Annotated in this window: 17 protein-coding genes; 7 read left to right on the top strand and 10 right to left on the bottom strand. The window is 73.5% G+C overall.

Annotation, left to right across the window (positions count from 1 at the left end; translation table 11 throughout):
• Nucleotides 1–34: 34 nt before the first annotated feature.
• A complete protein-coding gene (locus ACFQZ6_RS13790) occupies nt 35–445 on the top strand; it encodes an SsgA family sporulation/cell division regulator (protein ID WP_381608124.1) in 411 nt (136 codons plus the stop codon).
• A gap of 44 nt (nt 446–489) precedes the next feature.
• On the opposite strand, the gene ACFQZ6_RS13795 is transcribed toward ACFQZ6_RS13790, so the two are convergent.
• Nucleotides 490–1,857 carry an FAD-binding oxidoreductase gene (locus ACFQZ6_RS13795; RefSeq protein ID WP_381608126.1) on the bottom strand — a complete coding sequence of 456 codons (1,368 nt, stop codon included), beginning with the start codon at nt 1,855–1,857 and terminating at the stop codon, nt 490–492.
• A 97-nt stretch (nt 1,858–1,954) separates the two neighbouring features.
• Between ACFQZ6_RS13795 and ACFQZ6_RS13800 the strand changes: the two genes are divergently transcribed.
• Entirely contained in the window at nt 1,955–3,370 is a 1,416-nt protein-coding gene (locus tag ACFQZ6_RS13800; protein WP_381608128.1) for a tetratricopeptide repeat protein, read from the top strand.
• Between the two features lie 36 nt (nt 3,371–3,406).
• On the opposite strand, the gene hppD is transcribed toward ACFQZ6_RS13800, so the two are convergent.
• On the bottom strand, nt 3,407–4,552 hold the full coding sequence (gene hppD / locus ACFQZ6_RS13805) for a 4-hydroxyphenylpyruvate dioxygenase (RefSeq protein ID WP_381608131.1): 1,146 nt from the start codon (nt 4,550–4,552) through the stop codon (nt 3,407–3,409).
• Between the two features lie 137 nt (nt 4,553–4,689).
• Here hppD and ACFQZ6_RS13810 point away from each other — a divergent pair, with 137 nt between their 5' ends.
• From ACFQZ6_RS13810 to ACFQZ6_RS13830, 5 genes are all read left to right on the top strand, one after another.
• Complete coding sequence (locus ACFQZ6_RS13810; protein WP_381608133.1) at nt 4,690–5,169, top strand: Lrp/AsnC family transcriptional regulator; 480 nt, start codon at nt 4,690–4,692, stop codon at nt 5,167–5,169.
• A 20-nt stretch (nt 5,170–5,189) separates the two neighbouring features.
• Nucleotides 5,190–5,837: an ABC transporter permease gene (locus ACFQZ6_RS13815; protein WP_381608135.1), complete on the top strand. Its 648-nt coding sequence runs from the start codon at nt 5,190–5,192 to the stop codon at nt 5,835–5,837.
• Nucleotides 5,830–7,077 (top strand): betaine/proline/choline family ABC transporter ATP-binding protein, encoded by a 1,248-nt coding sequence (locus ACFQZ6_RS13820; RefSeq protein ID WP_381608137.1) that lies wholly within the window; start codon nt 5,830–5,832, stop codon nt 7,075–7,077. Before ACFQZ6_RS13815 ends, ACFQZ6_RS13820 begins: the two co-directional genes overlap by 8 nt.
• A complete protein-coding gene (locus tag ACFQZ6_RS13825; protein ID WP_381608139.1) occupies nt 7,074–7,883 on the top strand; it encodes an ABC transporter permease in 810 nt (269 codons plus the stop codon). Before ACFQZ6_RS13820 ends, ACFQZ6_RS13825 begins: the two co-directional genes overlap by 4 nt.
• A gap of 89 nt (nt 7,884–7,972) precedes the next feature.
• The gene (locus ACFQZ6_RS13830; protein WP_381618303.1) at nt 7,973–8,860 is read left to right on the top strand and encodes a glycine betaine ABC transporter substrate-binding protein; all 888 of its coding nucleotides are present in this window, start codon (nt 7,973–7,975) and stop codon (nt 8,858–8,860) included.
• 29 nt (nt 8,861–8,889) lie between these two features.
• Here ACFQZ6_RS13830 and ACFQZ6_RS13835 read toward each other — a convergent pair whose 3' ends face one another.
• The 8 genes from ACFQZ6_RS13835 to ACFQZ6_RS13870 form a co-directional block, all read right to left on the bottom strand.
• Complete coding sequence (locus tag ACFQZ6_RS13835) at nt 8,890–9,681, bottom strand: S16 family serine protease (protein WP_381608141.1); 792 nt, start codon at nt 9,679–9,681, stop codon at nt 8,890–8,892.
• 174 nt (nt 9,682–9,855) lie between these two features.
• The gene (locus ACFQZ6_RS13840) at nt 9,856–10,497 is read right to left on the bottom strand and encodes an IclR family transcriptional regulator (RefSeq protein ID WP_360212879.1); all 642 of its coding nucleotides are present in this window, start codon (nt 10,495–10,497) and stop codon (nt 9,856–9,858) included.
• Nucleotides 10,498–10,865: 368 nt separating this feature from the next.
• The gene (locus ACFQZ6_RS13845) at nt 10,866–12,668 is read right to left on the bottom strand and encodes a DEAD/DEAH box helicase (protein ID WP_381608144.1); all 1,803 of its coding nucleotides are present in this window, start codon (nt 12,666–12,668) and stop codon (nt 10,866–10,868) included.
• A gap of 161 nt (nt 12,669–12,829) precedes the next feature.
• Nucleotides 12,830–14,290, bottom strand: coding sequence for an MFS transporter (locus ACFQZ6_RS13850; protein WP_381608146.1), 1,461 nt, complete (start codon nt 14,288–14,290; stop codon nt 12,830–12,832).
• Between the two features lie 118 nt (nt 14,291–14,408).
• A complete protein-coding gene (locus tag ACFQZ6_RS13855; RefSeq protein ID WP_381608148.1) occupies nt 14,409–15,665 on the bottom strand; it encodes an SUKH-4 family immunity protein in 1,257 nt (418 codons plus the stop codon).
• A 131-nt stretch (nt 15,666–15,796) separates the two neighbouring features.
• The gene (locus tag ACFQZ6_RS13860) at nt 15,797–18,106 is read right to left on the bottom strand and encodes a xanthine dehydrogenase family protein molybdopterin-binding subunit (protein ID WP_381608150.1); all 2,310 of its coding nucleotides are present in this window, start codon (nt 18,104–18,106) and stop codon (nt 15,797–15,799) included.
• Nucleotides 18,103–19,707: a 2Fe-2S iron-sulfur cluster-binding protein gene (locus tag ACFQZ6_RS13865; protein WP_381608152.1), complete on the bottom strand. Its 1,605-nt coding sequence runs from the start codon at nt 19,705–19,707 to the stop codon at nt 18,103–18,105. Before ACFQZ6_RS13865 ends, ACFQZ6_RS13860 begins: the two co-directional genes overlap by 4 nt.
• Nucleotides 19,704–20,597 carry an FAD binding domain-containing protein gene (locus ACFQZ6_RS13870; RefSeq protein WP_381608154.1) on the bottom strand — a complete coding sequence of 298 codons (894 nt, stop codon included), beginning with the start codon at nt 20,595–20,597 and terminating at the stop codon, nt 19,704–19,706. The genes ACFQZ6_RS13865 and ACFQZ6_RS13870 overlap by 4 nt, the downstream gene beginning before the upstream one ends.
• Nucleotides 20,598–20,884: the final 287 nt, after the last annotated feature.

Genomic DNA, 20,884 nt, shown 5'->3' on the forward strand with positions numbered 1-20,884 from the left:
CATACGAAACCGGCAGGGAAGAGGAACATCAGACATGCACACCGTCGTGGAACGCGAACTGGAACTGAAGCTGGTCCTCTCCCCGGAGGAGAGCGTGCCGGTACCGGCCCGGCTGGGCTACCGCTCGGACGACCCCTACGCCGTCCACATCACCTTCCACATCAACTCGGACGTGCCCGTGCACTGGACGTTCGCCCGGGACCTGCTGGTGGAGGGCGTGTTCCGGCCGTGTGGCGGCGGGGACGTGCGGGTGTGGCCGTCGCGGGCGGAGGGGCGCGGCGTCGTGCTGATGGCGCTGAGTTCGCCGGACGGCGAGGCCCTGCTGGAAGCGCCCACGGCGCAGGTGTCGGCGTGGCTGGAGCGGACGTTGCGGGCGGTGCCCCCGGGGACCGAGGGCGCGCAGCTCGGCATCGACGCCGCGCTCGACGAGCTGCTCGCCCAGTGAGCCCCAGTGAGCCCCAGTGAGCCCCGGGACCCGGCGGGCGTCGGTCAGAACAGCTTGCCGGGGTTCAGGATGCCCAGCGGGTCGAAGACCTGTTTCACGGCCCGCTGCATCTCCAGGCCCACCGGGCCGATCTCGCGGGCCAGCCACTCCTTCTTCAGTACGCCGACCCCGTGCTCCCCGGTGATCGTGCCGCCGAGTTCGAGGCCGAGGGCCATGATCTCGTCGAACGACTCCCGGGCGCGCCGCGACTCCTCGGGGTCGGCGGCGTCGAAGCAGACGGTGGGGTGGGTGTTGCCGTCCCCCGCGTGGGCGACGACGCCGATGGTGAGCTGGTACTTCTCGGCGATGCGGGCCACCCCGTCGATCAGGTCGCCGAGCCGCGAGCGCGGCACGCACACGTCGTCGATCATCGTCGTGCCCCGCACGGCCTCAAGGGCGGTCAGCGACAACCGCCGCGCCTTGAGGAGCAGTTCGGACTCGGCGGCGTCGTCGGCCGGGACGACCTCGGTGGCGCCCGCGGCCTCGCACAGCGCGCCGAGCGCGGCGAGGTCGGCGGCCGGGTCGGGGGTGTCGAAGGCGGCGAGCAGCAGCGCCTCGGTGGTTTCCGGCAGCCCCATGTGCGCCAGGTCGTTGACGGCCTTGACGGTCGTACGGTCCATCAGCTCCAGCAGGGAGGGCACGTGGCCGCCCGCCATGATCCGGCAGACGGCGTCGCAGGCGGCGGCGCCGGAGGCGAACTCGGCGGCCAGCACGAGCTGCTGGGGCGGCTTGGGGCGCAGGCCGAGGACGGCGCGGACGACGACGCCGAGGGAGCCCTCGGAGCCGACGAACAGCCGGGTCAGGTCGTACCCGGCGACGCCCTTGGCGGTGCGGCGGCCGGTGGACATCAGCCGTCCGTCGGCGAGGACGACGTCGAGTCCGAGGACGTACTCGGCGGTGACGCCGTACTTGACGCAGCACAGCCCGCCGGAGGCGGTGCCGATGTTGCCGCCGATGGTGCAGGTCTCCCAGCTGGAGGGGTCCGGCGGGTAATAGAGGCCGTGTTCGCCGACGGCACGGGAGAGGTCGGCGTTGACGACGCCCGGTTCGACGACGGCGATCCGGTCGACAGGGCTGATCTCCAGGATGCGGTCCATCTTGGTCAGGGACAGCACCACGCAGCCGTCGGAGGCGTTGGCCGCGCCGGACAGTCCGGTGCGGGCGCCCTGCGGGACGACCGGCACGCGCAGCTCGGTGGCGGTGCGCATGACGTGCTGGACCTGTTCGACGGTGCGGGGCAGCACGACCGCGGCCGGGGTTCCGGCCGGGCAGAAGCTGGCCATGTCGTGGGCGTAGGAGGCGGTGACGTCGGGGTCGGTCAGGACGGCCTCGGCGGGCAGGCCGCCGAGCAACCGGTCGACGAGGAGGCTCATGATCACAGCGTGTCATCCGGGGCCATCGGTGTGAACCCGTCTGCGGCGCCCGGTCGCCACCGGGACCGGGTCGGCGTACTGACGCACAGTGATCGGCATGAGCGGCGTGATCGGCATGAGCGGCATGGAGAACAGAGCACGGCGGACCTGGGTGCTGGGCGGCTCGCTCGTGGGGTGTCTCGTCCTCGGCGGGGCGCTGATGCTGCTGCCGCCCGAACGGCCCACCGGCCCGCGGCCCGCGCCGGGCCCGGCGGCGGCGCAGGCCCGCGCCGCGGTCACCGGGGGCGTCCCGGCCGCGCTGGGCGACCTCGCGGCGCTGATCGACGACCGGCAGGCGTACCTGCGCCAGCACCCCCGGGACGCGGGGGCGTGGGCGGTGCTCGGGGCGGCGTACGTCGAGCAGGGCCGCCGTACCGGGGACCCCGCCGCCCACTACCCGAAGGCCGAGGAGGCGCTGCGCAGGTCACTGAGGGCGCGGGCCCACGGCAACGCGGCGGCGCTGGAGGGGCTGGCGGCGCTGGCGAACGCCCGCCGGGACTTCCGGGCGGGGCGGACGTGGGCGCGGGCGGCCAGCGCGGCGGACGGCGCCCGCTGGACGTCGTACGCGCTGCTCGTCGACGCCTGTACCGGGCTCGGGGACCACGAGGGGGCGGGGCGCGCCCTGGAGCGGATGCTGGAGCTGGACGGGTCCCCGGCGGCGCGGGCGCGGGCGGCGGGCGGGTTCCGGGACCAGGGGCGCCGGGAGGACGCGGCGGCGGCGCTGGCGGACGCGGCGGCCGGGGCGCGGGCGCCCGCCGAGCGCGCGGCGTGGCTGGAGCGGGCCGGGCAGCTCGCCTGGGAGCGCGGGGACCGGGAGGGCGCGCTGCGGTACTTCCAGGAGGCGGTGCGCGTCGATCCGGACCAGCGGGCCGCGCAGGCGGGGCAGGGCAGGGCGCTGGCGGCGCTGGGGCGGACCTCGGAGGCGCTGAGCGCGTACCGGATCGCGCTGGCCAAGCAGCCGCTGCCGGGGTACGCCCTCGAACTGGGCGAGCTGTACGAGTCGCTGGGCCTCGACCACGCCGCCCGGGTCCAGTACGACCTGCTGCGGGAGCGGGTGCGGGGCGCGGCGGCGGGCGGGGTGGACGAGGACCTGGTGCTGGGCCGGTTCGAGGCCGACCACGGGGACGCGGACGCGGCGGTGCGCCGGTTGCGGGCGGAGTGGCGGCGGCAGCCGGGCACGGAGGTGGCCGACGCGCTGGCGTGGGCGCTGCACCGGGCGGGGGACGACGAGGAGGCGCTGCGGTTCGCGGTGCGGGCGATGGACCCGGAGCGCGGGGGCGGGGTGCGCAGTGCGCCGTACGCCTACCACCGGGGGATGATCGAGAGGGCGCTGGGGCGGGACGCGCCCGCGCGGCGGCACCTGCGGGAGGCGCTCCGGATCAACCCGTACTTCTCCCCGCTCGCCGTGCCGTCGGCGCGTAAGGCGCTGGCGGAGCTGGGGGAGGTGCCGGTGGACGAGGAGGTGCCGGAGTGACCCGCGGACGGCCGCGGGTCACCCCGTACTGGTGCCTCAGAGGTTGCCGCGCTTCTCCTGCTCGCGCTCGATCGCCTCGAACAGGGCCTTGAAGTTGCCCTTGCCGAAGCCCATCGAGCCGTGCCGCTCGATGATCTCGAAGAAGACGGTCGGGCGGTCCTGGACCGGCTTGGTGAAGATCTGGAGCAGATAGCCGTCCTCGTCGCGGTCGGCGAGGATCTTCAGCTCGCGCAGGGTGTCCACCGGGACGCGGGTGTCGCCGACCCACTCGCCGAGGGTGTCGTAGTACGAGTCCGGGGTGTCGAGGAACTGGACCCCGGCCGCGCGCATCGTGCGGACGGTGGCGACGATGTCGTTGGTGTTGAGGGCGATGTGCTGGACGCCCGCGCCGCCGTAGAACTCCAGGTACTCGTCGATCTGGGACTTCTTCTTGGCGATGGCGGGCTCGTTGATCGGGAACTTCACCTTCAGGGTGCCGTCCGCGACCACCTTCGACATCAGCGCGCTGTACTCGGTGGCGATGTCGTCGCCCACGAACTCCTTCATGTTCGTGAAGCCCATGACCTTGTTGTAGAAGCCGACCCACTCGTTCATCCGGCCGAGTTCCACGTTGCCGACGCAGTGGTCGATCGCCTGGAAGGTGCGCTGCGCGGGCGGCTCGACGATCGGGGCGGCGGCGGTGTAGCCGGGCAGGTAGGGGCCGTCGTAGCCGGAGCGCTCGACGAGGGTGTGGCGGGTCTCGCCGTAGGTGGCGATCGCGGCGAGGACGACGGTGCCGTGCTCGTCCTTCACCTCGTAGGGCTCGGCCACCGAGCGGGCGCCGTGCTCGACGGCGTACGCGTACGCGGCGCGGGCGTCCGGGACCTCGATGGCGAGGTCGACCACGCCGTCGCCGTGCTCGGCCACGTGCTGGGCGAGGAAGTGGCCCCAGGGCGTGGCGGGCTTGATCACCGAGGTGAACACGAACCGGGCGGAGCCGTTCTCCAGCACGTAGCTGGCGGTCTCGCGGCTGCCGTTCTCCGGTCCGGAGTACGCGACGAGCCTCATGCCGAAGGCGGTGGAGTAGTAGTGCGCCGCCTGCTTGGCGTTGCCCACGGCGAAGACGACCGCGTCCATTCCCTTGACCGGGAAGGGGTCGGCCTGCCGGGCGGTGTCGGGAGTGTGATGTGTGGTCTGCGTCATAGCCGCAGGGTCTCCCCCACCCAGCAAGGTGCGCAATAGTTTGCGTCTTCACTGGGCAATCTGGCCAGTGAATGGCCCGTAATGGCCGACCTTCTGTACAGGATGACCACAGGACGGCTGCCCCGGAGGTGTGCGTCATGGCGATCGACCAGCTCGACGGACGGATCATCGCGCTGCTCGCGCGGGAGCCGCGGATCGGGGTGCTGGAGATGTCCCGGCGGCTCGGCGTGGCGCGCGGCACGGCGCAGGCGCGCCTGGACCGGCTTCAGTCGAACGGAGTCATCCGCGGCTTCGGCCCCGAGGTCGACCCGGCGGCCCTCGGCTACCCCGTCACCGCGTTCGCCACGCTCCAGATCCGGCAGGGCCAAGGGGCCGACGTACGGGCGCACTTGGCGGGGGTGCCGGAGGTGCTGGAGCTGCACACGACCACCGGCACCGGGGACATGCTGTGCCGTCTGGTGGCCCGCTCCAACGCCGATCTCCAGCGGGTGATCGACCGGGTTGTCGGTTTTGATGGCATCGTCCGGGCCGCCACCGCGATCGTGATGGAGAACCCCGTTCCGCTGCGGATCATCCCGCTCGTGGAGCAGGCCGCGGAGGACCCGGAGAAGACCTGACCTTCAGGGGGTGCCCGCGCGTGAACTTCTGGGAGTACCTGGGCAGCCGCCACCAGCAACTGCTCACGGACGCCTACCAACACGCGAGCGCCGTCTTCCAGTGCATGGTCGTGGCGACGCTGATCGGCGTGCTCATCGGCGTCGCCACCTACCGTTCCGAGTGGGCCGGGAACCTCGCCACGCTGGCGACCTCGACCATCCTGACCATCCCGTCCCTCGCCATGATCGGCCTGCTGATCCCGATCGTCGGCCTGGGCGTGCCGCCGACGGTGATCGCGCTGACGCTGTACGGGCTGCTGCCGATCGTGCGCAACGCCATCGTCGGGCTGCGCGGCGTCGACCCTTCGCTGGTGGACGCCGCCACCGGCATCGGCATGTCCCGCCTCGCCCGGCTGCTGCGGGTGGAGCTGCCGCTGGCCTGGCCGCCGATCCTGACCGGCATCCGGGTCTCCACGCAGATGCTGATGGGCATCGCCGCCATCGCCGCGTACGCCTCCGGGCCCGGCCTCGGCAACCTCATCTTCCGCGGGATCGCCTCCCTGGGCAGCAAGAACGCGCTCAACCAGGTGCTCGCGGGGACGCTCGGGATCATCGTGCTGGCCCTGCTGTTCGACGCCGCGTACGTGCTGATCGGGCGGCTGACCATTCCCAGGGGGATCCGTGTCTGAGACGAGCGCGCGGGGGACCGGCGCGACCATCGAGCTGGAGAACCTGACCAAGCGGTACCCGGGAAGCGCGCAGCCCGCCGTCGACAACGTCTCCATGGAGATCAAGGCGGGCGAGACCGTCATCTTCGTCGGCCCGTCCGGCTGCGGTAAGTCGACGACCCTGAAGATGATCAACCGGCTGATCGAGCCGTCCGGCGGGCGCATCCGCATCAACGGCGAGGACGTCACCGACATGGACCCGGTCAGGCTGCGCCGCAAGGTCGGCTACGCCATCCAGTCGGCCGGACTGTTCCCGCACATGACCGTCGCCCAGAACATCGGCCTCGTACCGGGGATGGTCGGCTGGTCCAAAACCCGCATCAAGGCGCGCGTGGAGGAACTGCTCGACCTGGTCGGCCTGGACCCCGGCGAGTTCCGGGGCCGCTACCCGCGCCAGTTGTCCGGCGGGCAGCAGCAGCGCGTCGGCGTGGCGCGGGCGCTGGCCGCCGATCCGCCGGTGCTGCTGATGGACGAGCCGTTCGGCGCCGTCGACCCGATCACCCGCGACCACCTCCAGGACGAGCTGATCCGGCTCCAGCGCGAGCTGCACAAGACCATCGTGTTCGTCACCCACGACTTCGACGAGGCGATCAAGCTGGGCGACCGCATCGCCGTGCTGCGGGAACGCTCGCACATCGCCCAGTTCGACACCCCGGAGGCGATCCTCACCAACCCGGCCGACGACTTCGTCTCCGGGTTCGTCGGCGCCGGGGCGGCCCTGAAGCGGCTGAACCTGACCCGCGTCCGCGACGTGGAGATCACCGACTACCCGACGGTGACCGTCGACGACCCCCTGCAGGAGATCTTCAACCGGCTGCGCTCCAGCGGCACCAACGAGATCCTGCTCCTGGACAAGCGCCGCCGCCCCTACAAGTGGCTGCGCCGCGGCGACCTCATGCGGGCCCGCGGCTCCCTCGCCCGCGCGGGCACGCTGGTGAGCGACACGGTGACCCGGGACGCCACCCTGCGGGACGCGCTGGAGGCGGTCCTCACCGACAACGCGGGCCGGGTGGCGGTCACCGGGGGGCGGGGCGCGTACGAGGGCGTCGTCGACATGGAGACGCTGATGAACTCCGTCCACGAACTCCTTGAGGCCGACCGGCTGGACGCCCTGGAGCACCAGCACGACCTGGCGGAGACCCGGGCCGCGGTGACCCACGCCGAGCAGGAGGGCGACGGGGAGGGGGTGCCGAAGGCGTGACCGCGGATCTGACCTCTCGTGCGGAACCCGACGAGGACGAGGCCCCGCCGCCGCCCGAGGAGACCGGGCGCCGGGTCACCTGGCAGAAGCTGGTGTTCCTGCCCGCCGTGCTGGTCGCGGTGCTGCTGGCGACCTGGCTGTGGTTCGCGCAGGCCGACCTTGACGCGCTCTCCGAGAACGCGCTGTCGGACGGCGCGGTCTCCAAGGCGCTGTGGCAGCACGTCCAACTGACGGTGATCTCCACCTTCTTCGTCCTGGTCATCGCCATCCCCCTGGGCGTGCTGCTCACCCGCAAGGCGTTCCGCAGGGCGACCCCGGTGGCGATGGCGCTGGCCAACACGGGCCAGGCGACCCCGGCGATCGGTCTGCTCGCCCTGCTGGTGATCTGGCTCGGCATCGGCCGCCGGGCGGCCCTGATCGGCATCATCATCTACGCCGTCCTGCCGGTCCTCTCCAACACCATGGCGGGCCTGCGTGCCAACGACCCCACCCTGCTGGAGGCGGCCCGCGGCATCGGCATGTCCCCCCTCGGCGTGCTGACCCGCGTCGAACTGCCCCTCGCCGTCCCCCTGATCCTCGCGGGCGTGCGCACCGCGCTCGTCCTCAACGTCGGTACGGCGACCCTGGCGACCTTCGGCGGGGGCGGCGGCCTCGGCACACTGATCACCACGGGTATCACCAGCCAGCGGATGCCGGTGCTGATGCTGGGCTCGGTCCTCACGATCGCCCTCGCCCTGCTGGTCGACTGGCTGGCGTCGCTGGCGGAGCTGCTGCTGCGGCCCCGGGGGCTGGAGGTGGGGACGTGAGGTGGCGTACCCGGGGTCTGCTCGCCGGGGCGGTGGCGGCGTCCGCGCTGACGGCCGCCGCCGGGTGCGGGCTGACCAGCGGCTCCCCCATGGTCGACGACGTCTCGCCGGGATCGATCGGGCAGGGGCGGCCGTTGGAGGGCGCCGAACTGACGGTCACCTCCAAGGAGTTCACCGAGCAGCTCATCCTCGGCGCGATCATGGGCATCGCCTTCCAGGCGGCCGGGGCGGAGGTGCTGGACCGCACGGGCATCCAGGGCTCCGTCGGCACCCGGGAGGCCGTCAAGAGCGGCGACGCCGACGCCAACTACGAGTACACGGGTACGGCGTGGATCACCTACCTCGGCAACAGCGAGCCGATCCCCGACCCGCGGGAGCAGTGGGAGGCCGTCCGCGAGGCGGACCTGAAGGAGGGCCTGACCTGGCTGCCCCCGGCCGAGCTGAACAACACGTACGCCCTGGCCATGAACCAGTCCAACTTCAAGAAGTACGGCACCAGGACCCTCTCCGACGTGGCGGAACTGGCGGACTCCGACCCCGGCGCGGTGACGCTCTGCGTCGAGGGCGAGTTCCGCAACCGCGCGGACGGGCTGCCGGGCATGAGCAGGAAGTACGGCATGGACGTCCCGGCCGCCGACATCACGCAGATGGACACCGGGATCATCTACACCCAGGCCGCGAAGGGCGCCTGCACGTACGGGGAGGTGTTCACGACGGACGGGCGCATCCGGTCGATGAACCTGGTGGTGATGGAGGACGACAAGAGGTTCTTCCCGAACTACAACGCGGCCCCGGAGATCAACACCAGGACGCTGAAGAAGTGGCCCGCCATCGCGAACGTACTGAACCCGGTCACGGCCCGCCTCAACAACGACGTGGCACAGGAGCTGAACGCCAAGGTGGACGTGGACGGGGAGGACCCGCACCAGGTGGCGCTGGACTGGATGGTGGAGGAGGGGCTGGTGAAGAAGGGCTGAGGGGGGCGGGGGTCTCGTATGCGCTGAGGTCAGCAGCTCGGCACGGAGCCCTTTCCGTTCGCCAGGGCGGCGAGTGACTCCACGGCGCCCTCAAGGCTGGTCACCGGGATCAGCCGCAGCCCCTTCGGCAGCTCCGACTTCGCGTCGGCGCACTCGGCCTTCGGCACCAGGAAGACGGTGGCGCCGTCGCGGCGGGCGGCCTGCGTCTTCAGCGCCACACCGCCCACGGCGCCGACGGTGCCGTCCGGGGTGATGGTGCCGGTCCCGGCGATGACCCGGCCGCCGGTGAGGTCGCCGCCGTGGCCGTCGCCGTCCAGCTTGTCGACGATGCCGAGCGAGAACAGCAGCCCGGCGCTGGGGCCGCCGACGTCGGCGAGCCTGAGGGTGACCTTGACGTCGTCGTCGGTGAGCTTGAGGTAGGAGAGAGCCGCCTCGGTCGCCGCGTCCTGCGACTGCCGCATCTGCTCGGTGTTGTGCCGCTCGATCTCCTTGACGCTGTCGCCGCTGGGGTACACCGAGTCCTTCGGCATGACCGCCTGGTCGGTGCTCCACCACCCGTCGAGTACGTCGCCGAGCCTCACCCGGGTGTCCGGGCTCGTCGCCTCGATCGTCGTCATCCGCAGCTCACCGCGGGTGTCCCGGACGTCCGCCCCGGAGATCGTGATCACCGGCGTCCCCTTGTTCGCACCGAGCACATCGGCGGTCATCCCCGGCTGCGCCACGGCGAACGGCAACGGCGCGGCCAGCACGGTCACCAACAACCCCACGACCGGCACACCACAGACGACGACGGCCCAGGGCCGGGAGAGACGAGAGAACACGGGTTCAATCTAACGTGCGCGACTTACTACTTAGCTGCGGGCAGTCGTGCTACTTAGCTGCGGGCAGTCGTGCCGCAGGGCGGCTCCCGACCCAAAGAAGCGGCACCCCGTCAGCGCCGGGCCGCGCGAACGCCCCCCGGCCAGCACCAGGAGCCCGGCGCCACCCAGCCGTGGCTAGCGCAACGCCTCCGCGACCTCCCTGGCCGCGTCCACCACCCGCGGCCCCACCCGCTCCGGCACCGCGTCCGCCAGCATCACGACCCCCACACTCCCCTCGACCCCCGTCACCCCGAGCAACGGCGCCGCGGCCCCGCTCGCCCCCGCCTCCAACTCCCCGTGCGTCAACGTGTACCCCGGGTCCCCGAACGGCTTCTGCCGGGCCGACAGGATCGCCTTCCCCGCCGCCCCCCGGTCCAACGCGTGCCGGAACCCGGCCCGGTACGCCACGTGGTAGTCCGTCCACGTGGGCTCCACGACCGCGACGGCCAACGCGTCGGAGCCGTCCACCAGCGTCAGGTGCGCGGTCGCCCCGATGTCCTCCGCCAGCGACCGCAGCGCGGGCAACGCGGCTTCCCGTACCAGCGGGTGCACCTGGCGCCCGAGCCCCAGCACCCCGAGGCCCACCCGCGCCCGCCCGCCCAGGTCACGCCGTACCAGCGCGTGCTGTTCCAGCGTGGCGAGGAGCCGGTAGACGACGGTCCGGTTCACTCCGAGTTTGTTGGACAGCTCGGTGACGGTCAGCCCATGATCCGTGTCGGCCAGCAGCTTGAGGACCCGCAGTCCTCGATCGAGCGTCTGGGAGGTCTCCGCGGTCACGACGCCCACTCCTTCAGTGGTGAGGTCGGCAGCCCCTCGCGGCGGATGCGTCGCCGAGTCCCGTGGGCGACGCGCTTCAGAGGCTGCCGATCGGCGGACGGCCCGGCCGGTCCGGGCCCAGTCGCTTCACGGCTGCGCTCCGCGGCGGCGCTGCCACGGGGCGTGTGCGTAGCGGGACATTAGCGAAGGCGGTTCGCTGAGCGGAAGGCTCCGTCCAGAATCCGGGCACATACCCGCCCGACCCGCATCCCTTTGCCTTCCTTTTGCCCGCATACGCACGGCGCACGACGCCCCACGCACACCCCTGGCCACGGCATCCGCAGTCACCACGTCCGGCGCCACGGCAACCGGCGTCACGGCAACCGCCGTCACCGCATCCGCGTGGCCCACTCCTGCACCTTGGCGATCCGCTGCCGCAGTTGCCCGGCCGTCGCCTCCGCGCTCGGCGGCCCCCCGCAGACCCGGCGCAGCTCGGTGTGGATGACGCCGTGCGGCTTGCCGCTCTGGTGGACGTACGCCCCGACCATGGTGTTGAGCTGGCGGCGCAGCTCCATCAGCTCCTTGTGGGTGACCACCGGCCGCCGCTCGGCGGGGAGTTCGACGAGGTCGGCCTCGCTGTCGGGCTTCTTGCGGCTGTGCGCGATCTGCCGGGCCTGCCGCTTCTGGAGCAGCATCTGCACCTGGTCGGGCTCCAGCAGTCCGGGGATGCCGAGGTAGTCCTGCTCCTCCTCGCTGCCGGGGTGGGCCTGCATCCCGAACTCGGCGCCGTTGTACATCACCCGGTCGAAGACGGCGTCGGACTCCAGCGCCTCGAAGGGCAGCATGTCCTGGTCGCCGGTGTCCTCGTCCTTCTGCTGCTCGGCCTCCTTGAGGAGCCGCTCCTCCTCGGCGTACGGGTCCTCCTCGCCGCCCTTCTTGGGCTTGTCGAGGACGTGGTCGCGCTCGCGCTCCATCTCGCCCGCGAACGACAGCAGGTCGGGCACGGTCGGCAGGAAGACGGACGCGGTCTCGCCGCGCCGCCGGGACCGTACGAAACGCCCGACGGCCTGGGCGAAGAACAGCGGCGTGGAGATGGTGGTGGCGTACACGCCGACCGCGAGGCGGGGCACGTCGACACCCTCGGACACCATGCGGACGGCGACCATCCACCGGTCGTCGCCCTCGCTGAACTCGTCGATCCGCTTGGACGCGCCGGTGTCGTCGGAGAGGACGACGGTCGCCCCGTGCCCGGTGATCTCGCGGATCAGCTTGGCGTAGGCGCGGGCGGAGTCCTGGTCGGAGGCGATGACGAGGGCGCCCGCGTCGGGGATGGCCTTGCGGACCTCGGTCAGCCGCTGGTCGGCGGCGCGCAGCACGGCGGGCATCCACTCGCCGCGCGGGTCGAGGGCGGTGCGCCAGGCCTGGCTGACGGCGTCCTTGGTCATGGGCTCGCCGAGCCGGGCGGCGATCTCGTCCCCGGCCTTGGTCCGCCAGCGCATGTTGCCGCTGTAGGACATGAAGATGACCGGCCGCACGACGCCGTCGGCGAGGGCGGAGCCGTAGCCGTAGGTGTAGTCGGCGGCGGACCGCCGGATGCCGTCGCCGCCCTCCTCGTAGGTGACGAAGGGGATGGGGTTGGTGTCGGAGCGGAACGGCGTACCGGTGAGGGCGAGGCGCCGGGTGGCGGGCTCGAACGCCTCCAGGCACGCCTCGCCCCAGGACTTGCTGTCACCGGCGTGGTGGATCTCGTCGAGGATGACGAGGGTCTTGCGCTGCTCGACGCGGTTGCGGTGCAGCATGGGGCGGACGCCGACACCGGCGTAGGTGACGGCGACGCCGTGGTACTCCCGGCCGAGCGGCCCCGCGCTGTACTCGGGGTCGAGCCTGATCCCTATCCGGGCCGCCGCCTCCGCCCACTGCTTCTTCAGGTGCTCGGTCGGCGCGACCACGGTCACCTGCTGCACGACGTGGTGGTGCAGCAGCCAGGACGCCAGCGTCAGCGCGAACGTCGTCTTCCCGGCGCCGGGCGTGGCGACCGCGAGGAAGTCACGCGGCTGCTCCTGGAGGTACTTCTCCATCGCCCCCTGCTGCCAGGCCCGCAGCTTGCTTGCGGTACCCCAGGGCGCACGCCCCGGAAAGGCGGGCGACAGATGGTGGGAGTGCGAGGAGGTCGAGGCGGCGGTGGTAGTCACGGTCTCCGTGGTGGGGTCGAACGGCTCGGCTACGTATGACAACCGGGCCACCCTACCGGCGCCGCACCGCCCCCCACCCGGGGACGCCGCCACACCACCGACAGGTGGGACTGAGGTCACAGAGGCGCGGGAGGTACCGGGGAGGCGTGGGGGCGCCGCGGTCACCGCCCCCGCACCCTCCCCGCCACCCACGCCCCCGCCAGGGCCACCGCCGCCATCGGCAGGAAGACCGCCGCGAAGGCCGTCGGGTGGGAGGTGCCGCCCGCTTCCGTGGTCGTGTGGGCCACCGTGCCGCCGCCCAGGGTGGCGAAGGCGGCGCCGCCGGTCGCCAGGAGGAGGACGTTGGAGAGGCCGTCGGAGATCTGGAGGGCGGCGGAGTTGCTGCCCGCCTCCTCGGGGGCGGAGAGGCTCAGCAGGAGGACGCTGGTCGAGGAGATCACCAGGCCCATGCCGAGGCAGCCGAAGGCCCAGGCGACGGCGACCGTCCAGACCGGCACGGCGTCGATCAGCACGCTCGGCGCCGTGGCGATCGCGGCGGCCACCAGCACCATCCCGGACACCATCAGCCGCTCCCGGTACGGCTCAAGGCGAGGCCGGGACTGCACCCAGGAGCCCAGCGCCCACGTCGCCCCGCCCGCCGCCAGCGACAGCCCCGCCAGCGTCGGCGTCAGCCCCCGCTGGGTGACCAGCATCAGCGGCACGAAGGACTCCGCCGCGATGAACGACCCGGCGGCGACCCCGCGCAGCAGCACCACGGACGGCAGCCCCCGCGCCGCCCGCCAGGTGCCGCGCGGCAGCAGCCCCAGCGCCGCGGGCACCAGCAGCGCCAGCCCGAGGGCGCCGGGGAGCAGGGACGCCCACCGCAGGTCCTGCGCCGCGTACTGGAGCAGCCCCGCGCCCGCCGAGATGCCGAACGCCAGCCGGATGCGCCGCCGCCGGTCACCGGAGCCCGGTGCGGTGCCGTCGACCGGGCCCGCCGCCCGGCGCCGTATCTGCGGCAGGGCGAGCGCCAGCGGCAGCACGACCAGCACCGGGATGCCGGTGAACACCCACCGCCAGCCGAGGTGTTCGGTCACCGTGCCCGCGGCGAGCGGACCCAGCACGGACGGCAGCACCCACGCCGCGGCGAACCCCGCCATGATCGCGGGCCGCAGCCGCTCCGGGTAGGCGCGGCTGACGACCACGTACAGCGCGACGATCACCAGCCCGCCGCCGAGGCCCTGCACCGCCCGCCCGACGATGAACTGCCACATCGCACCGGCCGTGCCGGACAGCAGCAGCCCGGCCGCGAAGGCGCCGATACCGCAGGTCAGCGGCGCGAGCGGGCCCCGCAGGTCCGACCACTGACCGGCGAGCACCATCCCGAACAGACTGGTGGTGAAGTACGCCGAGAACGCGAAGGCGTACAGCGACACCCCGTCCAGCTCGCGGGCCGCCACCGGCATCGCCGTCCCCACCGCCGTCGCCTCGAAGGCGATCAGCAGCACCACGGACACGATCCCGACGCTCAGCGCCCGGAAGGACCGCCCCAGCACGGTCGCGGTCGCGGTATCGGGCCCGCCGGGGAGGCTGCCCCTTGAGGCGTCGGTGACGGCGTCGTCGCGCGGCTCCAGCTTGGTCATGGCGGACAGCGTAAGGGTCACAGTGCCGTTTGACTGCTGTCAGGAGTCGGGGTGGGACCCCGACCTTGGTCCTACGACCCTCCGGGCCCTCGCACCCCCCGAGCCCCTCGCGCCCCGGCTATGCGCACAGGCCACCCCCCGCCTCGTCCTCGAACATCTCCGGCCAGTAGCGCCAGCCGTCGTCGTCCGGGGTCCGCGGGGTCGGGTCGACGGCGAGCGGGTCGACCGCGGCCAGGGTGCGGGACATGGCGGTGGCGAGGTGCTCGTAGGCGTCGGTCAGGTCGTACTCGGCGTCGAGGGACCTCGCGCGGTGGATCAGCCACAGGGTGAACGCGAGCGTGGAGACGTCCGTGTTCAGCGGGCGCAGTACCGTCTCGGCCTCGCTCCACGCGCACACCGCGCCCGTGGCGCCGTCGACGACCAGGCTGGTGTCCTCCAGGAGGTGACCGAGGCGTATCAGCCGGTGGGCGCCCTCGGGGAGGCGGTCGCGGGCGGGCGCGTCGGCCGTGCGGAAGACGCTCTCCCGTTCGTCCGCGCAGTGCTGGGCCAGCGTGGGCAGCGGCACGTCGGTGTCCAGGCCGAACCAGACGCCGTCCTCCGGCAGCCCCACCTCGCGCAGGAAGCGGCGGGTCGGCTCGTGGACCAGCGCGGCCGGGAAGTCCACGTCCTCGAAGCGGACCACCCCTCCGGCGCCGAACTCCTCCTCCAGCAGCCGGGCGGGCAGGTCCACCGCGAGCCCCGACCTGGTGCTCCGGCCCGCGACCAGGGCCAGCGGGCGGATCACCGCCGCGATCCGCCAGAACAGCGGCGTGATCTCCTCGTCTTCCCCGGTCTCCGCGTCCGCCCCGGCCGCCTCCCGCATTCCCTCCTCGAACACCGTCAGCAGTCGCCGGGCCGCGTCCGCCGCCACCTGCTGGCCGTACCGGCCCGCGTAGGAGGCGAACTGGCCGCGCAGTGCCGCCAGTTCGTCCGTCGCCGCCGCGAAGCGGACCAGCAGTCGCAGCGACGGCGCCAGCGGGCTGGCCTCCATCAGGTCGGGGCGGTCGTGCAGGAAGTACGTCGTCGAGACCTCGCCCGTCGCGCCGTCGAGCAGGACCGACTCCCCCTCCAGGCCGCCGACGCCGCGGACCGCCCCTATGACCAACTGGTCCCGCAGCTCCGCCGCCAGCCCGTCGCCGGTGTCGTCCGTGGAGTCCGCCACCGTGCGCAGCCCGTCGCGGCGCAGCGCCTCGAAGGTGAACAGGTCACCGCCGCCCGGCAGTCCGGGTCCGGTCAGCCAGCGGCGCGTCGGCGCGTGCGTGAGGTACGCGGCGTACCGGTCGAGGTCGGCCTCGGTGAAGGTGATCGTCGCGACATCGGTGTCAGTCGTGCTCATGGCTCCCCCGCGCATGGTCGGTCCAGCGGTCATCCGGCGGCCCGTCGCACCGCCTCGCCCCACTGCCCAGAACACTACGCGGCCCCACTGACAACGGCCCCGACCTGCGAAAACAGCCGGGTCCTTGGCCGCTAGCGGTCCGTCACCACCGCCGCCTGCGGCCGGATCGGGAGCCGGTTCACCGGCCGCCCGGTCGCCGCCCGCACCGCCGAGGCGACCGCCGCCGGGGACGCCACCACCGGCACCGCGCTGACCGCCTTGGCGCCGAACGGCGCGACCACGTCCCGCTCCTCGACCAGCTTCACGATCCTGATGTCCGGGGCGTCCAGCGCCGTCGGCAGCGCGTACCCGGTGAGGTCCGGGTGCCGGACCACGCCCCGCGGCGTGCGCAGGTTCTCGGTGAGCGCGATGCCCACGCCCTGGGTGACGCCCGCCTCGATCCGCGCCGCGAGCTGCGCCGGGTTGAGCACCCGGCCGACGTCCTGGGCGACGGCCAGCTCCACGACCCGTACCGAGCCGATCTCGATGTCCACGTCCACCACGGCGCGGATCGCGCAGTACGCCATCCCGACGAAGGCGTCACCCTGTCCCGTCGCGTCCAGCGGCTCGGTCGGGTGCGGACGGCACTGCGCGGTCGCCCACAGCTCCTTGCCCGCGAGTTCCTCGGCGACGGTCGTCGACAGGACGCCGTCGTACGAGGTGATCTTGCCGTCGGTGATCTGGAGCAGCTCCGTGGACATGCCGAACTTGTGGGCCAGCGGCTGGAGGAGCTGGGTGCGGACCATCTTCGCCGCGCGCTCCACCGCCCCGCCCGACACCCAGGTGTGACGGCCACGGCAGCCCGCCCCGGCCGGGGGCTGGTCGGTGTCGACGGGCGCCACGTGCACCTCGTCGACGCCGAGGGTCTCCTGCACGATCTGCCGGGCGAGGGTGGTGAAGCCCTGGCCGGTCTCCACGGCGGCGCACAGCACGGTCGCCACGCCGTCCTGGACCTTCACGGTCGCCGTCGACACCTCGTCGGCGCCCTCCGCGCCGAGCATGTGCACCATCCCGACGCCGTAGCCCACGCCCCGCCGCACCGCGCCCGGGTCACCGGCGCCCTCGGGGCCGCCGGGCAGCAGCCACTCGTCCTCGGGGGTGTCCTTCGGCAGCGGCGGGAGCGGGAAGTCACGGACCGCCTGGAGGAGTTCGGCGACCGGTGCGGGGCAGGTCACCGTCTGCCCGGTGGGCAGCAGGTCGCCGGTCGCCATGACGTTGCGCAGCCGCAGCTCCGCCGGGTCGACGCCGAGCTTCTTGGCGAGCTTGTCCATCTGCGCCTCGTAGGCGGCGCAGACCTGCATCGCGCCCTCGCCGCGCACATGGCCCGACGGCGGGTTGTTGGTGCGGACCGCCCAGCCCTCGATGAACGCGTTCGGGACGACGTACGGGCCGCAGGCGAAGGCGACCGCGGCGGCCAGCGCGTCCGACGACGTGTCGGCGTAGGCGCCCGCGTCCAGCAGGATCTGTGCCTCCACCTTCACCAGCCTGCCCTCGGCGTCCGCGTGGTGGCGGTAGCGCAGCAGGGTGGGGTGGCGGTGCACGTGGCCGAGGAAGGACTCCTCGCGCGTGGCGGTCAGTTTGACCGGGCAGCCGGTCTTCAGCGCGAGCAGGCCGAGCGGGAGCTGGAAGCCCTGGTCCTCGCGGTCGGCGGTGGCGCCTGGCACCCCGGTGACGACGATCTTGACGCGCTCGGGTTCCAGGCCGAAGGCGGCGGCGGCCGTGTCCCGGTCGGTGTGCGGGTCGGTGGAGGCCAGGTACAGCTCCACGCCGCCGTCCGGGCGGGGCACCGCGAGACCGGCCTCGGCGCCGATGGGGGCGGGGTCCTGGCGGCCGATGCGGTACAGGCCCTCGACGACGACCTCACCGGCCGCCTCCGGGTCGCCGTGCCGCAGCGGGATGTGCCGGATCAGGTTGCCGTCCGGGTGCAGCGGCTCCGCCTCGAACGCCTGCTCGGGGTCGGTCACCGGGTCGAGCACCTCGTACTCGACGATGACGGCGGCGGCGGCCATCCGCGCGGTGTCCGGGTGGTCGGCGGCGACGGCGGCGATGGGCTCGCCGTGGTGGCGTACGACGTCGGAGGCGAAGACGGGGCGGTCGGCCCGGCCGCGCCCGTACAGCGGGGTGCCGGGCACGTCCTCGTGGGTGACGACGGCGCGTACGCCGGGCATCTCGCGCGCGTGGGTGGTGTCGATGGACGTGATGCGCGCGTGCGGGTGCGGTGAGCGCAGCACCGCCGCCCACAGCAGGCCCTCGGCCCACAGGTCGGCCGCGTACGGGAAGGTGCCCTCGGTCTTGGCGCGGGCGTCGGCGGGCGGCAGGGAGGCGCCGAGGCCGTGCGGGATCGGCTCCGGCGCGGGGGCGGTCTGCGCGGCGGCGGTCGCGGTGGCGGCTTCGTTGCTCACGCCTGGCCTCCGTCCTGTCCGTTTCCGTACGGCTGCTGGTCATGGGGGCCGGGCCCGCCCGGCGAGTCGAACGCGGCCGGGTGCACGCCTCCGGCGCCCGGACCCGCCTGGTGCGGGATACGGGCCTCCTCGGCGTCGTGCCCGTCGTGGCCGTCGTGCCCCTCGGCGTCGGACGCGTGCGCCTCCCGCTCGGCGACGACCTCCTTGACGGCGTCCAGGACGCCCCGGTAGCCCGAGCAGCGGCACAGGTTGCCGCAGAGCGCCTGCCGGGTCTCCAGCTCGGTCGGCGCCGGGTTGCCCTCCAGCAGGTCGTGCACGGTCATCGCCATGCCCGGCACGCAGAAGCCGCACTGCACGGCGCCGCACCGGGCGAGGGCCCGCTGCACGTCCGAGGGCTGCCCGTCGACGGCGAGACCCTCCACGGTGCGCACCTCGCTGCCCGCCGCGGTGACCGCGGGCACCAGGCAGGAGGCGACGAGCCGTCCGTCGACCTGGACGTTGCAGGCGCCGCACTCGCCCTGCGAGCAGCCGTCCTTGGCGCCCGCGAGGCCGAGCCGCTCGCGCAGCACGTACAGCAGCGACTCACCGATCCAGGCGTCCCTCACGGGCCGTTCGGCGCCGTTGACGCGGAGGGTGTACGAGGCGAGGGGGTGCTCCTCGTGGGGGAGCGTGGGCGCGCTGTCCCGGGCGGCGGCGTCGGGCGTCCCGGGGGTGGTGTCCTGGCCCGGCTCGCTCTCCTGGTCGCCCTGGTCGCCCTGGTCGCCGTCGGCCGCCTCCGGCGCGGGCTCCACAGGCGCCTCAGCGGCGTTCTCCGGCTCTTCCGCGGCTCCGGCGCCCGGCTCGGCCCCGGCGGGCCCAGGAGCCGCCTCAGGCCCCTCCTCGGCCCCGGGAGCGGGCCCCGCGGCCGACGCCTCAGCCGTCCCACCGGCGGGCTCGGGGGCGAAGGGCTGCCCGGACTCGTACGCGGGCTCGGTCGGCGGCTGACCGCCGTAGGTGTCGTCGGGGTTCGCCCAGGGCGCGGCGGCGCCGCCCGGAAGGGTGGCCGGTGGGGCGCCGCCGCCCCACTGCTCGACCAGCGCGGACGAGGCGAACTCGCCCGACTCGTCCGGCAGGTCACCGCCCGCGACGGGGATCGACCACTGCCCGGTGACGTCCTGGCCCGGCGCGGCGGCAGCCGCCTCGGGGGCCCCGTCATAGGTCCACTGCCCGGTCGCCTGGGGCTGGTGGGTGAACCGGTCGTCCCCGGCCGTGCCGTAGGGAGCGCCCTCCGGCCGCTCCGCGCCCGCTTCGGGCCACCGCGCGCCGCCCGTGGGCGCCCCCGGCACCGCCCAGTGGCCGGTGGCCGACGGGTCGGTGGCGGCGGGGTCGGTGGGCGTCACCGTGATCGGCGGGGGCACGTAGCCGTGGCCGGGCGCGGCGAGCGGGGTGTCGGAGGGGTTGGCCGCGTGGGCGGCGAGGAGCGCGTCGACGCCGCCCTCGGGGAGCTGCACGAAGGCGGTGGCGCCGTCGTCGTACTCGCCCTGGGGCAGCGGGTCCCAGCGACCGCCGCCCTGGGGGGCGCCCCCGGCGTGCCGGTCGTCTCCGTGCTGGTCGTCGGTCACGACAGTGCCCTCCCCAGTGCTCGTCGGGCCAGCGCGGCGACGGTGCGCCGCAGGTGCAGTACGGCGGGCGGCAGCGGCTCCACGGTGCCGTCCTCGGCGGGGGCCGGGTCGGGGATGCAGGCCGCGGCGACGTACTCGCCGAAGGCGCTGAGGGCGTCGGGGACGAGCGCGCGGTTGTTGTCCCAGTCGATGAGCTGGGCGACCCACTGCTCGGCGTCCAGGGGGCGCAGCGGCATCGGCGCTATGGCGCCCACCGCGCAGCGCACCCCGCGCCGGGCCGGGTCGAGGACGAGCGCGACGGAGCCGACCGCGCGGCCGGGGCCGGTGCGTCCGGTGGCCTTCACGAAGACCTGCGGGGCGTGCAGCAGCGGCACGCGCACGTAGCCGATGAGTTCGCCCGCGCGGAGCATGTCCACCCCGGCCAGCAGGTGCGACACCGGGATCTCCCGGCGCGTCCCGCCGGGCCCGGCGATGATCAGCGTCGCCTCCAGGGCGGCCAGCACCGGCAGCGCGTCGCCGGTGGGCGCGGCGGAGGCGATGTTGCCGCCGAGGGTGCCCGCGTTGCGGATGTGCGGGGGGCCCGCGGCGCGGGCGGCGGCGGCGAGCGCCGGGATGAGCGCGGCGAAGTCGGGGCGGCCCATCCGCGCGTGCGTGAGGCCCGCGCCGAGCAGCGCGTGTCCGTCCTGGTATTGCCAGCCGCGGATCTCGCTGATCCGGCCGAGGCCGACCAGCGCGGCCGGGCGCAGCCGCCCGGAGTTCACGGCGGTCATGAGGTCGGTGCCACCGGCCACGGGCACGGCGGCGGGCGTCGCGGTGAGCGCCGCCACGGCCTCGTCCAGCGTCGTCGGCAGCGTGACGGCCTGCGCCGCCTGCGGTGCGTGCGTGGTCAAACCGGCTGCCCCTTCCCGCTGCCCCACCTGGTCCCAGCTGGTCCCGCCTGTGCTGCCGTACGGTACGTGCTGACAGGGCGGACGTGGCAACTCTGGCACATCTTCGTGAGTGCCGAAGACGGGGGTCCGCTAGGAGGCATTCGCCCACCTCACCAGGGAGATGGTCCGTTTTGGACGGGCATCACCGGTCCGCTCGAATTGCCCACTCTTCGGTGACCCTGACGGATTTTTCCTTTCTCCGGGCGTTCTCCGGACGTTCTCCGGACGTTCTCCGGTCGCGCTACGGA

This window comes from Streptomyces flavalbus, assembly GCF_042674625.1.
GTDB classification, from domain to species: domain Bacteria; phylum Actinomycetota; class Actinomycetes; order Streptomycetales; family Streptomycetaceae; genus Streptomyces; species Streptomyces flavalbus.

What these genes read in the sequence shown, in the direction of transcription:
- ACFQZ6_RS13850 (WP_381608146.1), bottom strand. Translation starts at nt 14,290, where the DNA reads ATGACCAAGCTGGAGCCGCGCGACGACGCCGTCACCGACGCCTCAAGG.
- ACFQZ6_RS13830 (WP_381618303.1), top strand. Translation starts at nt 7,973, where the DNA reads ATGGTCGACGACGTCTCGCCGGGATCGATCGGGCAGGGGCGGCCGTTG.
- ACFQZ6_RS13855 (WP_381608148.1), bottom strand. Translation starts at nt 15,665, where the DNA reads ATGAGCACGACTGACACCGATGTCGCGACGATCACCTTCACCGAGGCC.
- ACFQZ6_RS13795 (WP_381608126.1), bottom strand. Translation starts at nt 1,857, where the DNA reads ATGAGCCTCCTCGTCGACCGGTTGCTCGGCGGCCTGCCCGCCGAGGCC.
- ACFQZ6_RS13810 (WP_381608133.1), top strand. Translation starts at nt 4,690, where the DNA reads ATGGCGATCGACCAGCTCGACGGACGGATCATCGCGCTGCTCGCGCGG.
- hppD (WP_381608131.1), bottom strand. Translation starts at nt 4,552, where the DNA reads ATGACGCAGACCACACATCACACTCCCGACACCGCCCGGCAGGCCGAC.
- ACFQZ6_RS13800 (WP_381608128.1), top strand. Translation starts at nt 1,955, where the DNA reads ATGAGCGGCGTGATCGGCATGAGCGGCATGGAGAACAGAGCACGGCGG.
- ACFQZ6_RS13790 (WP_381608124.1), top strand. Translation starts at nt 35, where the DNA reads ATGCACACCGTCGTGGAACGCGAACTGGAACTGAAGCTGGTCCTCTCC.